13 protein-coding genes are annotated in these 13,297 nt (G+C 64.3%); 5 read left to right on the top strand and 8 right to left on the bottom strand.

Annotated elements, in window-relative coordinates:
- Positions 1-20: 20 nt before the first annotated feature.
- From BRA1253DRAFT_RS24770 to zapE, 4 genes are all read right to left on the bottom strand, one after another.
- Positions 21-500 (bottom strand): DUF1579 family protein, encoded by a 480-nt coding sequence (locus BRA1253DRAFT_RS24770; protein WP_007598873.1) that lies wholly within the window; start codon positions 498-500, stop codon positions 21-23.
- 4 nt (positions 501-504) lie between these two features.
- Positions 505-1,701: an ADP-forming succinate--CoA ligase subunit beta gene (sucC, locus tag BRA1253DRAFT_RS24765; RefSeq protein WP_007598871.1), complete on the bottom strand. Its 1,197-nt coding sequence runs from the start codon at positions 1,699-1,701 to the stop codon at positions 505-507.
- 217 nt (positions 1,702-1,918) lie between these two features.
- Positions 1,919-2,887: a malate dehydrogenase gene (gene mdh / locus BRA1253DRAFT_RS24760; protein WP_007598869.1), complete on the bottom strand. Its 969-nt coding sequence runs from the start codon at positions 2,885-2,887 to the stop codon at positions 1,919-1,921.
- A gap of 262 nt (positions 2,888-3,149) precedes the next feature.
- Complete coding sequence (gene zapE, locus BRA1253DRAFT_RS24755; protein ID WP_007598866.1) at positions 3,150-4,334, bottom strand: cell division protein ZapE; 1,185 nt, start codon at positions 4,332-4,334, stop codon at positions 3,150-3,152.
- Between the two features lie 139 nt (positions 4,335-4,473).
- On the opposite strand from zapE, the gene BRA1253DRAFT_RS24750 reads away from it, so the two are divergent.
- Positions 4,474-4,728, top strand: a complete 255-nt coding sequence (locus BRA1253DRAFT_RS24750; protein WP_007598864.1) for a type II toxin-antitoxin system VapB family antitoxin — start codon at positions 4,474-4,476, stop codon at positions 4,726-4,728.
- A gap of 68 nt (positions 4,729-4,796) precedes the next feature.
- On the opposite strand, the gene thpR is transcribed toward BRA1253DRAFT_RS24750, so the two are convergent.
- Positions 4,797-5,333 carry an RNA 2',3'-cyclic phosphodiesterase gene (thpR, locus tag BRA1253DRAFT_RS24745; RefSeq protein ID WP_007598862.1) on the bottom strand — a complete coding sequence of 179 codons (537 nt, stop codon included), beginning with the start codon at positions 5,331-5,333 and terminating at the stop codon, positions 4,797-4,799.
- A gap of 175 nt (positions 5,334-5,508) precedes the next feature.
- Positions 5,509-6,144 (bottom strand): arylesterase, encoded by a 636-nt coding sequence (locus BRA1253DRAFT_RS24740; RefSeq protein ID WP_007598859.1) that lies wholly within the window; start codon positions 6,142-6,144, stop codon positions 5,509-5,511.
- A 55-nt stretch (positions 6,145-6,199) separates the two neighbouring features.
- Between BRA1253DRAFT_RS24740 and BRA1253DRAFT_RS24735 the strand changes: the two genes are divergently transcribed.
- The 4 genes from BRA1253DRAFT_RS24735 to BRA1253DRAFT_RS24720 all read left to right on the top strand — a co-directional run bounded on the left by BRA1253DRAFT_RS24735 (position 6,200) and on the right by BRA1253DRAFT_RS24720 (position 11,367).
- The gene (locus tag BRA1253DRAFT_RS24735; protein WP_007598857.1) at positions 6,200-6,922 is read left to right on the top strand and encodes an ABC transporter ATP-binding protein; all 723 of its coding nucleotides are present in this window, start codon (positions 6,200-6,202) and stop codon (positions 6,920-6,922) included.
- Positions 6,919-9,489, top strand: coding sequence for an ABC transporter permease (locus BRA1253DRAFT_RS24730; protein WP_007598856.1), 2,571 nt, complete (start codon positions 6,919-6,921; stop codon positions 9,487-9,489). The genes BRA1253DRAFT_RS24735 and BRA1253DRAFT_RS24730 overlap by 4 nt, the downstream gene beginning before the upstream one ends.
- Before the next feature lie 270 nt (positions 9,490-9,759).
- Positions 9,760-10,551, top strand: a complete 792-nt coding sequence (locus BRA1253DRAFT_RS24725; protein ID WP_007598855.1) for a Bax inhibitor-1/YccA family protein — start codon at positions 9,760-9,762, stop codon at positions 10,549-10,551.
- Positions 10,552-10,836: 285 nt separating this feature from the next.
- Positions 10,837-11,367 (top strand): GNAT family N-acetyltransferase, encoded by a 531-nt coding sequence (locus BRA1253DRAFT_RS24720; protein ID WP_007598854.1) that lies wholly within the window; start codon positions 10,837-10,839, stop codon positions 11,365-11,367.
- A 93-nt stretch (positions 11,368-11,460) separates the two neighbouring features.
- Here the strand turns inward: BRA1253DRAFT_RS24720 and BRA1253DRAFT_RS24715 are convergent, their stop codons facing one another.
- Positions 11,461-11,829, bottom strand: a complete 369-nt coding sequence (locus BRA1253DRAFT_RS24715) for a DUF2794 domain-containing protein (protein WP_007598853.1) — start codon at positions 11,827-11,829, stop codon at positions 11,461-11,463.
- Between the two features lie 596 nt (positions 11,830-12,425).
- Entirely contained in the window at positions 12,426-13,202 is a 777-nt protein-coding gene (locus BRA1253DRAFT_RS24710) for a thioredoxin family protein (RefSeq protein WP_007598850.1), read from the bottom strand.
- Between the last annotated feature and the right edge of the window lie 95 nt (positions 13,203-13,297).

Below are 13,297 nucleotides of genomic sequence, written 5' to 3'. Positions count from 1 at the left end.
CGAAACTAACGAGTGAGAGGTCAGTGGATGCGGCGGTAGACGCCGGTGAGCACGTCGGCCCAGCCTTCCGCGTCCGGCGAGAACTGGATCTTCAACGAATAGGAATCGTCGTCGATGATTTCATAGACGTGGCGCGCATTGCCGCGGAGCGAGCCGCGCACCAGCGTCAGGGTCTTGCCGACCCACCCGCCGGAGGCGGGCGAGGGCGGCGTGTAGCCGAGCGAATCGTACCAGAACAATTTGTAGGTCCGGTCTTCGCGGTCGAAGGTGAAGATGCCGTGGGTGGCGAAGCTCTGCTTGCCGTCGCGGGTCTGGACCGAGTCCTGGATCAGATAGAAGCCATTGAGATCCATGTGGGCCACGACGTGAGAGGTCGCCGTCCCGCCCTCCGTCCAGCGCGACGGAAAGACCACCTCTTCGCCATTCCATTCACCGGCGAACGCGGCAAGACGCGCGTGCTCCGGCAGCGGGGATGATGCAGCGAGATGGTCCTGGGTCATGGCCTCAGCCTTCCTTGACGGCCTTCACGATCTTCTGCGCAGCGTCGTCGAGATTGTCGGCCGGCACCACGTTCAGGCCGGACTCACGGATGATCTTCTTGCCCAGCTCGACATTGGTGCCTTCGAGGCGAACCACCAGCGGCACGCTAAGGCCGACTTCACGAACCGCAGCCGTGACGCCCTCGGCGATCACGTCGCACTTCATGATGCCACCGAAGATGTTGACCAGGATGCCCTTCACGTTGGGATCCGCGGTGATGATCTTGAAGGCGGCCGCGACCTTCTCCTTGCTGGCGCTGCCGCCGACGTCGAGGAAGTTCGCCGGCGCCATGCCGTAGAGCTTGATGATGTCCATCGTCGCCATCGCGAGGCCGGCGCCGTTGACCATGCAGCCGATATTACCGTCGAGGGTGACGTAGTTGAGGTCGTGTTTCGACGCTTCGATTTCCTTGGCGTCTTCCTCGGTCTCGTCGCGCAGCGCGAGCACCTCGGGGTGACGGAACAGGGCGTTGTCGTCGAACGACACCTTCGCGTCGAGCACGCGGAGCTGGCCCTGCTTGGTCACGACCAGCGGGTTGATCTCCAGCATCGACATGTCCTTGGCGACGAACGCCGCGTAGAGCTGCGCGGTGAGCTTCTCGGCCTGCTTGGCGAGATCGCCGGAGAGTTTCAGCGCGTTCGCGACGGTGCGGCCGTGATGGCCCATGATGCCGGTCGCGGGATCGATCGAGAAGGTCACGATCTTCTCAGGCGTGTTGTGCGCGACGTCCTCGATGTTGACGCCGCCCTCGGTCGACACCACGAACGAGACGCGCGAGGTTTCGCGGTCGACCAGGATCGAGAGGTAGAATTCCTTGTCGATGTCGGAGCCGTCCTCGATGTAGAGGCGGTTGACCTGCTTGCCGGCGGGGCCGGTCTGGATCGTGACGAGCGTGGCGCCGAGCATCTGCTTGGCGAATTCGGAAACTTCCGCGGCCGACTTGGCGATGCGGACGCCGCCCTTGTCGCCGGCCGAGGCTTCCTTGAACTTGCCCTTGCCGCGGCCGCCGGCGTGGATCTGGCTCTTCACAACCCAGACCGGGCCCGGGAGTGCCTTTGCCGCCGCGTCCGCATCGGCCGCCTTCAGGACCGGAACGCCCTTGGAGATCGCGACGCCGAACTCGTTCAGCAGCGCTTTGGCCTGATATTCATGGATATTCATATGGTCGCTCCCTGAACCCGCGGGCGGTGACCTCGTAGGCCCACCTCAGTCTTGTGGCTGGCATACCATATACCACAGGAACTGCAACCCGGATTCTCTGACATCGATCTCTGGACTTGCGGACCAGGACCCGCCCCAACCTTAAACAAGGTTTGGCGGACCCCGGAAATGAAACCGCCGAAGACCGGTTTTCGATCTTCGGCGGAATGTTTCGACCTTAGCGGCCCAGAAGATCGGGTGCGATCTTCTTGCAGGCATCAACCAGACCCTGCACCGCGCCGACCGACTTGTCGAAGGCTTCGCGATCCTTGCCGACGAGCTCGATCTCGACGACGCGCTCAACGCCCTTGGAGCCGATCACGACGGGCACGCCGACATACATGTCCTTCACGCCGTATTCGCCGTTCAGGTAGGCGGCCGAGGCCAGCACGCGCTTCTTGTCACGCAGATAGCTCTCGGCCATCGCGATCGCGGAAGCCGCCGGCGCGTAGAAGGCCGAGCCGGTCTTGAGGAGGTTGACGATCTCGGCGCCGCCGTTGCGGGTACGGTCGACGATCTCGTCGAGGCGCGCCTGCGAGGTCCAGCCCATCTTGACGAGATCGGGCAGCGGGATGCCGGCGACGGTGGAGTATTTTACCAGCGGCACCATGGTGTCGCCATGGCCGCCCAGCACGAAGGCGGTGACGTCTTCGACCGAAACGTTGAACTCGTCGGCCAGGAAGTAGCGGAAGCGCGACGAATCCAGCACGCCGGCCATGCCGACGACCTTCTTGTGCGGCAGGCCGCTAGCCTTCTGCAGCGCCCAGACCATCGCGTCGAGCGGGTTGGTGATGCAGATGACGAAAGCGTCGGGGGCGTATTTCTTGATGCCGGCGCCGACCTGTTCCATGACCTTGAGGTTGATCGAGAGGAGGTCGTCGCGGCTCATGCCGGGCTTGCGCGGCACGCCGGCGGTGACGATGCAGACTTTTGCGTTGTCGAGCGCCTCGTAGGAGTTGGCGCCGGTGTAGTGCGCGTCAAAGCCGTCGACCGGCGAGGACTGCGCGATGTCGAGCGCCTTGCCCTGCGGCACGCCCTCGGCGATGTCGAACATCACCACGTCGCCCAGCTCTTTCAGGCCGATGAGATGAGCCAGCGTTCCGCCGATCTGACCGGAGCCAATCAAAGCAATCTTGTCGCGCGCCATGTGAACCTGTCCTTTAGACACGTAAGGAGGGGAAAACTGAGACGGGTGGTTATCCCTTTCGCCTCCCCCGTTCAAGTCACGGGTTGCCCAATTGTCGGGCTTGCCGGGATAGCAGCCAGAATACCCAGGCTGTCATTCCGGGATGCGCCAACAGGCGCAGGCCCGGAATCCATGAGGCGGCAGAGTCGGCGGCAGGATGGATTCCGGGCTCGCGACTTCGTCGCGCCCCGGAATGACGCCGGAGAAGATGGTGAAATAGGACTTAAGTCTCCACCAACCCCTTGGTCGAACCGCTGGCGGTGGAATCCTTGCGACCGTGGGGCAGTGCCAGATAGGATTCCGAGCTCATTTCGATCAGGCGCGAGGCGGTGCGCTTGAACTCGTTGGCCTCGTTGCCCTCATTGGCGAGATAGAGCGAGATCGGGTTGGCATCGGCCGAGGCCATCAGCTTCACGGCATTGTCATAGAGCGTGTCGATCAGCGTAATGAAACGCTTGGCGGCGTTGCGCTGGGAGAAATCCATCACTGGAATATGGTCGACCAGGATGGTGTGATAGTCGTGCGCCAGCCTGAGATAGTCGGATGCCCCGAGCGGCTTCTCGCAGAGATCGGCGAACGCGAAGCGCGCCACGCCGTGGGCCGAGCACGGCACGTGCAGGATGCGGCCCTTGATCGAAATATCGCGCGACTTGCATTTGGCGCTGCCTGACATCTTCGACCAGGCGCGGTCGAGCGCGGCGTCGGCCTCGGTGTCTGCCGGCGTCAACCACATCGGCACGCCCTGAAGCTTTTCCAGCCGGAAGTCGGTGCGCGCGTCGAGCCGCAGCACGTCCATGTGGTCGGTGATCTGTTTGATAAAGGGCAGGAATAGCGAACGGTTCAGACCGCCCTTGTAGAGGTCGTCAGGCGCGACGTTGGAGGTCGCAACCACCACGGTGCCGAGCTCCAGCAGCTTTGCGAACAGGCGGCCGAGGATCATCGCGTCCGCGATGTCGGTGACGTGGAATTCGTCGAAACAGAGCAGCCAGCTCTCCTCGAAGATCGCATGCGCCGTCAGCGCGATGACGTCGCCGTCGGCGATCTCGCCTCGGGCGATGCCCTGGCGAAAATCGTAGATGCGCTCGTGCACATCGGCCATGAATTCGTGGAAATGCGCGCGCCGCTTGTGCTCGACGGTCGAGTGCTGGAAGAACAGATCCATCAGCATGGTCTTGCCGCGGCCGACCTCGCCATGGACGTAGAGCCCATGCGGCGCCTCGTCCTTGTCGCTGCTGAACAGGCGGCTGAGCAGGCCCTGCTTGCGCTGCGGCTTGTAATCGGCGAGCCGCTGGTCGAGCGCCGCATAGGCGTCGGCGATTTCGGCCTGCGCAGCGTCGGGCTCGATCGCGCCGGACGCGATCTGGGCCTGATAGGCTTCGCGGAATGAGGAACTGGGGGTCGAGAGCATGCTCTTTACCGCCAGAGATGAGCGGAAATTGCAACTCCGTATTGGCGCAAGGGCTTATGCGCTCCGCCCACATCCACGTGGTCGGAGGCGAATAATTGAGATATCACAGGGCTAAAGCGGCTGCTTTGAGGTTCCTGGCATGGCCCTTAGTATCGAGGACTCCGAGGTCGAACGTCTCGCGAGGCGTCTGGCGCAACTCACTGGCGAGACGGTTGCTCTTGCTACGAAGCGAGCTATCGAAGAGCGCCTCAGGCGCATCGACAATCAGTACTGCAAAACTGCTCTTTTGGAGGATATGGCCGCAATCCGTCGACGCTGGAGCGAGCTGCCTGTGGTAGCCGACCGGATGCCCGACGAAATAGTAGGATACGACGAACACGGATTGCCATTCTGACTTCAGTCGATGCTAGGCATCTACGCGCCATATGGGTCGGCGTCGCTCCGTCTTCTGCGAGCCAAGACTCACTCACACAACTCATAAGCGTCCTCGACCACATACGGGCCGCCGCCCGTCGATGCGCGGGACGAGAACAGCACGAAACGTTCGGCCGTGAACGCCTTGCTGGGAAAATAGCCGCGCAGCGAAAGATAATCGGCGACGTCACGGTCGGTGGCGTCGTGCAGCCGGGCCAGCGTGACATGCGGGATGAACTTGCGGCCTTCAGGGTCGAGGCCGATCCGCTGCATCAGGCGCTCGAGCTCGGCCTGCAATTCCATCAGCGGCTTGCTCGGCACGATGGTGGCGACCACCGCGCGCGGCTTGCGTCCGCCGAAACTCTGCAAACCCTGCACCTTCACCTCGAACGGCTTGCGGTCGACGCGAAACAGCATCGAGGCGATTTCGTTGGCGGACATGCCATCGATATTGCCGATGAAGCGCAGGGTGACGTGGTAATTTTCGGGATCGATCCAGCGGGCGCCGGGAAGGCCGCCCCGCAAATTGGAAAGCGACTGGCCAATCTCGGCCGGAATTTCCAGACCAGTGAACAAACGCGGCATCGTTTCGCACTCCCGATGCTTGGCCATGATCCCATGGGAAAGATCATATCCAAATTTTAGAGCCGGCGACGAATCACCGGTACCTCAATTCCTATCGCAGTTGTGTGACTCTGCGAAGCATCGCGCGCCTCACCCCGGTAAAACCCTGGGAATTACGGGCGGCGCTGCCTGCTTTTCAACGCCGCTGCTCAGCTATCGTGCCAATGAATGCCTCAACCGTGGGCAAGATATTCCTGACGATGATGTCGACGCCGGCCGCGGTCGGATGAATGCCGTCGGCCTGGTTGAGCTTGGCATCAGCCGCGACACCGTCGAGAAAAAACGGATAGAGCGGCACGCCGAATTTTTTCGCCAGATCCGGATAAATCGAATTGAAGCGCGCGGCATAGTCCGCGCCGTAATTCGGCGGCGACAGCATACCGCACAGCATCACCGCGATCTTGCGCGCCTTGAGGCGCTGGACGATCTCGGTCAGCGCGGTGCGCGTCAAATCGGGATCGATGCCGCGCAGCGCATCGTTGGCGCCGAGCTCGATGATCACACCGTCGGTTCCGTTGGGGACCGACCAGTCGAGCCGGTCACGGCCCCCCGAGGAGGTGTCGCCGGACACCCCGGCATTGGTCATGTCGACGTCTATGCCTTTGGATTGTAAAGCTTTTTGAAGCCCAGTGGGGAACGCTTGCTGGGCCGGGAGGCCGAGGCCGGCGCTCAAGGAATCGCCGAGAACCACCAGCTTGATCGGTTTCGCCGCCTCGGCCCATGCCGGATTTGGCACCGTCATCAAAGCGAGCATCAACACGGCTATGTGCATGAACAATCCGTAACGCCTCTCGACCGCGCGTGCGGAGTTGCCATATGACCGGACCATGGACACTCGCATCTCTTCCTCTTCGCTCGCCGACAGTTCGGCGGACACCATCGCCATCTCCAACGTCAATCTGTCATTGGGTACGGGCGCGGCACGCGTTCACATTCTCAAGGATATCAGCCTGCGCGTCGGCCGGAGCGAGACGATCGGCCTGATCGGCCCCTCAGGTTCGGGCAAATCCACGCTGCTGATGGTGATGGCGGGGCTGGAGCGTCCTGATAGCGGAGAGGTGGTGGTCAGCGGCACGCCTTTCAATGCCCTCGACGAGGACGCGCTGGCCCGCTTCCGCGGCCGCCAGGTCGGCATCGTCTTCCAGTCCTTCCATTTGATCCCGACCATGACCGCGCTGGAGAACGTCGCGGTGCCGCTCGAGCTTGCGGGCAATCCCGACGCCACAAAGCGCGCGGCGCAGGAGCTGCAATCGGTCGGGCTCGGCGACCGTCTGCATCACTATCCGACGCAGCTCTCCGGCGGCGAGCAGCAGCGCGTCGCGCTGGCCCGCGCGCTGGCACCCGATCCCGCGATCCTCGTTGCCGACGAGCCGACCGGCAATCTCGACGAAGCCACGGGACAACAGATCGTCGACCTGCTGTTCAGCAAGCATGCCGAGCGCGGCATGACGCTGGTGCTGGTCACGCACGATTCCTCGCTGGCGCATCGCTGCGATCGCGTGATCCGCCTGCGCTCCGGGCGCATCGACACGCAGTCGGCGCCGGCATGAGCCTCGCTGCCGAACCGTTTGCGAAGCCCAATGGCGTTGCGCTGTCGCTGCGCTACGCGCTGCGCGAATTGCGCGGCGGCCTGCGCGGCTTCTACGTCTTCATTGCCTGCATCGCGCTCGGCGTGATGGCGATCGCCGGCGTCGGCTCCGTATCGGCGAGCCTGAGCGACGGCCTCGCCCGCGAGGGCCGTACGCTGCTCGGCGGCGACGTGTCCTTCGTCTTGTTCCAGCGCGAGGCGAAGCCGGAGGAAGTCGCCTTCCTGCGTTCGCGCGGCACCGTCTCGAGCGCCGCCACACTGCGCGGCATGGCGCGCTCGGCTGAGGGCAAGCTGGCGCTGGTCGAGATGAAGGCCGTCGACGACACCTATCCGATGCTGGGACAGCTGACGCTGGCGCCGCCGCTGCCGATGTCCGACCTGCTCGCAGAGCACGACGGCGCGTTCGGCGCGGCCGCCGATCCGACGCTGCTGGCGCGGCTGTCGCTCAAGACCGGCGATCGCGTCACCGTCGGGACTGCCACGTTCCAGATCCGCAGCGCCGTCGAAGCCGAGCCTGACAAGCTCGCCGGCGGCATCGGCTTCGGCCCGCGCTTCCTGATCAGCGAGGCGGGCCTGCGCGCCACGGGGTTGGTCCAGCCCGGCAGCCTGGTGCGCTGGGTCTACCGGGTGAAGCTGCCGGAGATCGCCAATAGCGAGCGCGCCACCGACGCCTTCATCGCGGACGCCCGCAACGCCGCGCCGCAGGCCGGCTGGGAGGTCCGCAGCCGCTCCAATGCGTCGCCGCAGCTCGAGCGCAACATCAACCGCTTCACGCAGTTCCTGACGCTGGTCGGCCTCGCCGCGCTGCTGGTCGGCGGCGTCGGCGTCGCCAATGCCGTCAAGGCCCATATCGATCACAAGCTCGAGGTGATCGCGGCCTTCAAGGCCGTCGGGGCCACCGGGCGCGACGTGTTCGGCATCTATCTCGCCCAGGTTCTCCTGCTCGCCGCGATCGGCTCGGTGATCGGCCTCGCGCTCGGCGCCGCCATGCCCTTCGCAATCGTCGGCCTGTTCGGCAAGCTGCTGCCGCTGCCGGTGGTGCCGGCGGTGCATGCCGACGAACTCGCGCTGTCGTTCGTCTATGGGCTGCTGACGGCGCTTGCATTCGGCCTGTGGCCACTCGGGCGGGTGCACGACGTGCCGGTGGCCGCGCTGTTCCGCGACACCATCAGCTCCGAATGGCACCGGCCGCGCTGGAGCTATCTCGTCTTCATGGCCGTCGTGATCGCGCTGCTCATCGCGGTCGTGATCGGGCTATCCTTCGACAAGCGCATCGCCGCGGTGTTCGTGGCCTCCTCCGTGGTCGTGTTCGCGCTGCTGCGCGGCATTGCCGCTCTGCTGATGACGATCGCACGGCGGCTGCCGCGCACGCGGTGGCCGATGCTGCGGCTTGCGATTGCCAACATCCACCGGCCGGGCGCGCTGACGCCCTCCGTCGTGCTGTCGCTCGGGCTCGGCCTCGCCGTGCTCGTCACCATCACCCAGATCGACGGCAATCTGCGCCGGCAGTTCCTGGCGGCACTGCCCGAGCACGCACCGTCGTTCTTCTTCATCGACATTCCGAGCACGCAGGCCGAGCAGTTCGACTCATATCTGCGCCAGCTCGCCCCTGGCGCGAAGGTCGATGACGTGCCGATGCTGCGCGGGCGCATCGTCGGGGCCCGCGGCGTCCGCGCCGAGGAGCTCAAGCCCAGCACCGATTCCGAGTGGGTGCTGCAGAGCGACCGTGGCCTGACCTATACCGCCGAGCTGCCGAAGGGCTCCAAGGTGGTCGAGGGCGAGTGGTGGAGCGCCGATTATTCCGGCCCGCCGCTGGTTTCGATGGAGAAGAAGATCGCGGACGGACTCGGCCTCAAGCTCGGCGACGAGGTCGTGGTCAATATCCTCGGCCGCGACATCCCCGCGAAGATCAGCAATCTGCGCAGCGTCGACTGGCAGGGCCTCGGCATCAATTTCGTCCTCGTGTTTTCGCCGAACGCGTTCAAGGGCGCGCCGCACACCCACATCGCGACGCTGACGGAAGCCGGCGGCGATGCGGCCGGCGACGGCAAGATCATCAGGGAGGTGGCTGACGCCTATCCGATGGTGACGAGCGTGCGCGTGCGCGAGGTGATGGAGACGGTCGGCTCGGTCGTGACCAACCTGGCGCTGGCGATCCGCGGCGCCAGCGCGGTGACCCTGATCTCGGCGATCCTGGTGTTGGGCGGCGCGCTCGCCGCCGGCCATCGCCACCGGGTCTACGATGCTGTAATCCTCAAGACCCTGGGCGCGACCCGGCTGCGGCTGCTCGGCGCCTATGCCCTCGAATACCTCCTGATTGGCCTCGCTACGGCGGTGTTCGGCGTTTTCGCCGGCAGCGTCGCGGCCTGGATGATCGTGACCCGGCTGATGACCCTCACTTTCGTCTGGCAGGGCGGCAGCGCCGCCGGCGTGGTCGCGGCTGCCTTGGTCGTCACGGTCGGCCTCGGGCTCGCCGGCACGCTGCTGGCGTTGAACAAAAAGCCCGCCACGGTGTTGCGGAATTTGTGACAAATGGTAGCGGGCGGCGGCACGGGAGCGAAATCGCACGATTCCGGCGATTAACCACGTCCGCTCGTCTGGATTGCAGGGAAGGGCGACATTCAGCCGCGCGTGGACGGTTGCAGCGGATGTGTTAGTTTCCCACATATCGAGTGGGTTCGGAGCCCCGATTGTTAGCCAAAATTTAGTCGGCAGACATCGGTATCCGAGATAGAGTTTGACGAACCGGCGGCATGGCGACCCTCATGCCGGACCGGACCAACCAACGGGAATTCGACCATGTCGGACCTAGACCGCAATTACGCTTCTCCTTTCGGCAGGGCCGCCGGGCGTGTTGACGCCGCGACGGTCGATGCCGGCCTGCGCGCCTACATGCTGCGCATCTACAACTACATGAGCATTGGCCTCGCCATCACCGGCTTGGCCGCGCTCGGCGTCTACATGGCCGCCGTGACGGATGTTCCGACCCCGGAAGCCGTCCGCGTCGGCAAGCTGTTCCTGACGCCGTTCGGCTACGCGATGTTCGTCAGCCCGCTGAAGTGGCTGTTCATGCTCGCGCCGCTCGCCATGGTGTTCGTGATCTCGGCGGGCATCAACCGTCTCGCTCCCTCGACCGCCCAGATCCTGTTCTGGGTGTTCGCGGCGCTGATGGGCGTCTCGCTGTCCTCGATCTTCCTGGTGTTCACGCACACCTCGATCGTGCGGGTGTTCTTCATCACCGCGGCGACCTTCGGCGCGCTCAGCCTCTACGGCTACACCACCAAGCGTGACATGAGCGGAATGGGTTCGTTCCTGTTCATGGGCCTGATCGGCATCGTGATCGCGAGCCTGGTAAACCTGTTCCTGGCGAGCTCGGTGCTGCAGTTCGTGGTGTCGGTGGTCGGCGTGCTGGTGTTCGCGGGCCTCACGGCCTGGGATACCCAGCGGCTGAAGAACGACTACATCTACGGCTACGCCTCGGCCGGCGGTGACATCGCAGAGCGTGCGGCCATCACCGGCGCGCTGTCGCTGTACCTGAACTTCATCAACCTGTTCACGCTGCTCCTGCAGCTCCTCGGCCAGCGCGACTAAGCGCTGAGGCGAGAGGACGGACACGAACCCCGGCCGAAAGGCCGGGGTTTTTGTTTGGGTGGGCCGGACGTCGTCATCGCCTGCCTTGTGCGCAATTGCGCACTGGGGCGGGCGATCCAGTACGCCGCAGCGGCTCTGTTCTTGCTGCACTGTTTCGGAGTACTGGATGCCCCGCCTACGCGGGGCATGACAGCGGAGAAGATGGAGGCTGCTTCGCTCGCAATGACGACGTGGGGAGGCGGTTCGCCTCTTCCAGCCGTCCCAGGAAGGCTCTAATCTTGCGGCATGTCCGCACCCGATATCAGGCCCACCATTGAGGCCGACCTTCCCGCCATCACCGCCATCTACCAGCAGGCTGTCCGCGAGGGCACCGCGACGTTCGAGCTGGAGCCGCCCGATCTCGCCGAGATGACGCGCCGCTACCGTACGCTGATCGACGGCGGCTACCCCTATTTCGTCGCCATCCTCGACGGGCGCGTCGCCGGCTACGCCTATGCCGGCGCCTACCGGCCGCGGCCGGCCTACCGCTTCACGGTCGAGAACTCGATCTATCTCGATCCGTCCTTCCACCGCCGCGGCATCGGAGCGCTCCTGCTGGAGCGGCTGATCGTCGAGTGCGAGGCGCGCGGTTTCCGCCAGATGATCGCCGTGATCGGCGATTCCGCCAATGCGGGTTCGATCGGCGTGCACAGCAAGGGCGGCTTCAAGATGATCGGCACGCATCCCAGCGTCGGGCTGAAATTCGGCCGCTGGCTGGACACGGTGATGATGCAGCGGGATCTTGGCGAGGGCGCGAAGAGCGTGCCGGGGAAGTAAGGCCCGTAGCCCGGGTGAGCGAAGCGATACCCGGGAAGGCTGCAAGCAAAGACCCGGATGTCGCTACGCTCATCCGGGCTACTGGATCCCTGCTCACACCACCGCCAATTTGCGATCGATCACCAGGAGCACGCGCTCCAGTTCGTGGCCGCGGCGCAGGATCAAGCCCGTCGCCGAGATCACGCTGTACATGCCCTGCTTGCGCGCGAGGCGCGGATCCTTCTCGATACGATAAATTGGCACTTCCGAGGCGCGGCGGAAGACCGAGAACACGGCGCGATCCCTGAGGAAGTCGATGGCATAGTCGCGCCACTCGCCGTCGGCGACCATCCGGCCGTAGAGATTGAGAATACGGTGCAGCTCGAGCCGGTTGAACGTCACGCGGCTCAGCTGCGCATTCGAAGCGGCGGGGCGCGCCGCCGCGCGCTGTTCGCTCGGATCGGCATCCTCCGACAGACTCATAGGTCGCCTCCTGTCGCATCAGCATGACCGCGTCCGCGAAGAACCGTCCCCGGAACCGCGGATCATGACAGTTGCATGATCGCGCCAACTGTTCCCCACCGCAAGGGGCCCCTGGAAGGACACTGGACCGGAGCAAACCGCCCACACGCAGCGGTGGAACTCTGTCGCGGCAAACCGTCACGGGATCGTTAGCAGGAATCACAGTGTCGCCGCTTTTCCGCCAAGCGACTGCCGCCCTGCATTGCGAAAAGACTTGTGTGCGTTGACCCGGTCCTTTCGGTTCCGGATTCCTCAGCCCCCAGCCCCCCGGGGCCGTCAGGATCGGGTCTGTTCGCACGACAAGGAGGGCCAACGCGAGTTGGTCCTTTTTTGTTTGGGTCGGTTTTGTCTGTGTCGGGATGTTTCTGCCTCGACGCATATCTCACCATCTCCGCACAAACTCTCTCCCCTCATCCTGAGGAGCCGCGAAGCGGCGTCTCGAAGGATCGAGGCCGAGCTGCCTCAGTAGGGCCTGCATGGTTCGAGACGGCGCTGACGCGCCTCCTCACCATGAGGATTGAGAGCGTGCTTGAGTCGGAAGATTCGAAGTGTGCGCGTCAGTGCAGCGACGTATACGCCGCGCCCAGCATCGGGCCCGGCTTCTCGCGGCTGCCGTCCTGAACATAGACCACGGCACCGTCGACGCCGTCGCGCGTGAGGTTCTCGATCGGCACCGTCCAGCTTTCCGGACGGCCGGTCCAGTCGCCGACCTTGAGCAGGTTGCGCACCACGTTGTGATAGATGACCTGCTGTCCACGATTTTCGCCGCGGCTGATCGCGATCGGCACCGATTTCGCAATCGAGCAGATCCAGACCTCGCCGTGGGACACGGTCGGCTCGTTGCTCGCGGCCACCGAGACGTTGATCTGCTTGCCCGCGAGCGACATCGTCACCGGCACGCTCATCACGCCCGTGCCCGTGTCGGTTTTGCCGATCGCGCTTTCGATGCCGGTGCGGTCGCTGCCGACGACATGCGTGGAGCCGTTGACCACGACCTGCGGTGTGTAGACTTCGCGATCGCCGCGCATGCGCGAATAGGCACGCTGCCGTGCAGAGAAGCGCGAATCGGCCAATGTGTCCTTCCAGCCGAGATAGTCCCAATAGTCGATCGGCATGCTCAGCGCGATGATCGAGGGATCGCGGGCGAGGTCGCCGATGATCTTGTCGGCCGGCGGGCAGGAGGAGCAGCCCTGCGAGGTAAACAATTCGACAACGGCGCGGGGATCAGCCTCGGCAGGACGGATGACGGCGACGATCGCACAGAGACCAAGAGCTCCCGACCAGAGGGCGCCGGACCAGCGTGAAACCAGATGAGAAGCCGTCATTGTTGTCATGTCGAACGCCGTACACCATTGCTCGTGAGAGGGAAATCTTACCGCCGGATGGTCACCGTAGTCTTACGGGCCTCACACTTTCGTCCGCCAAAGTA

Source organism: Bradyrhizobium sp. WSM1253, from assembly GCF_000244935.1.
GTDB classification, from domain to species: Bacteria; Pseudomonadota; Alphaproteobacteria; order Rhizobiales; family Xanthobacteraceae; genus Bradyrhizobium; species Bradyrhizobium canariense.
This window is presented reverse-complemented; position numbering and strand designations above follow the sequence as displayed.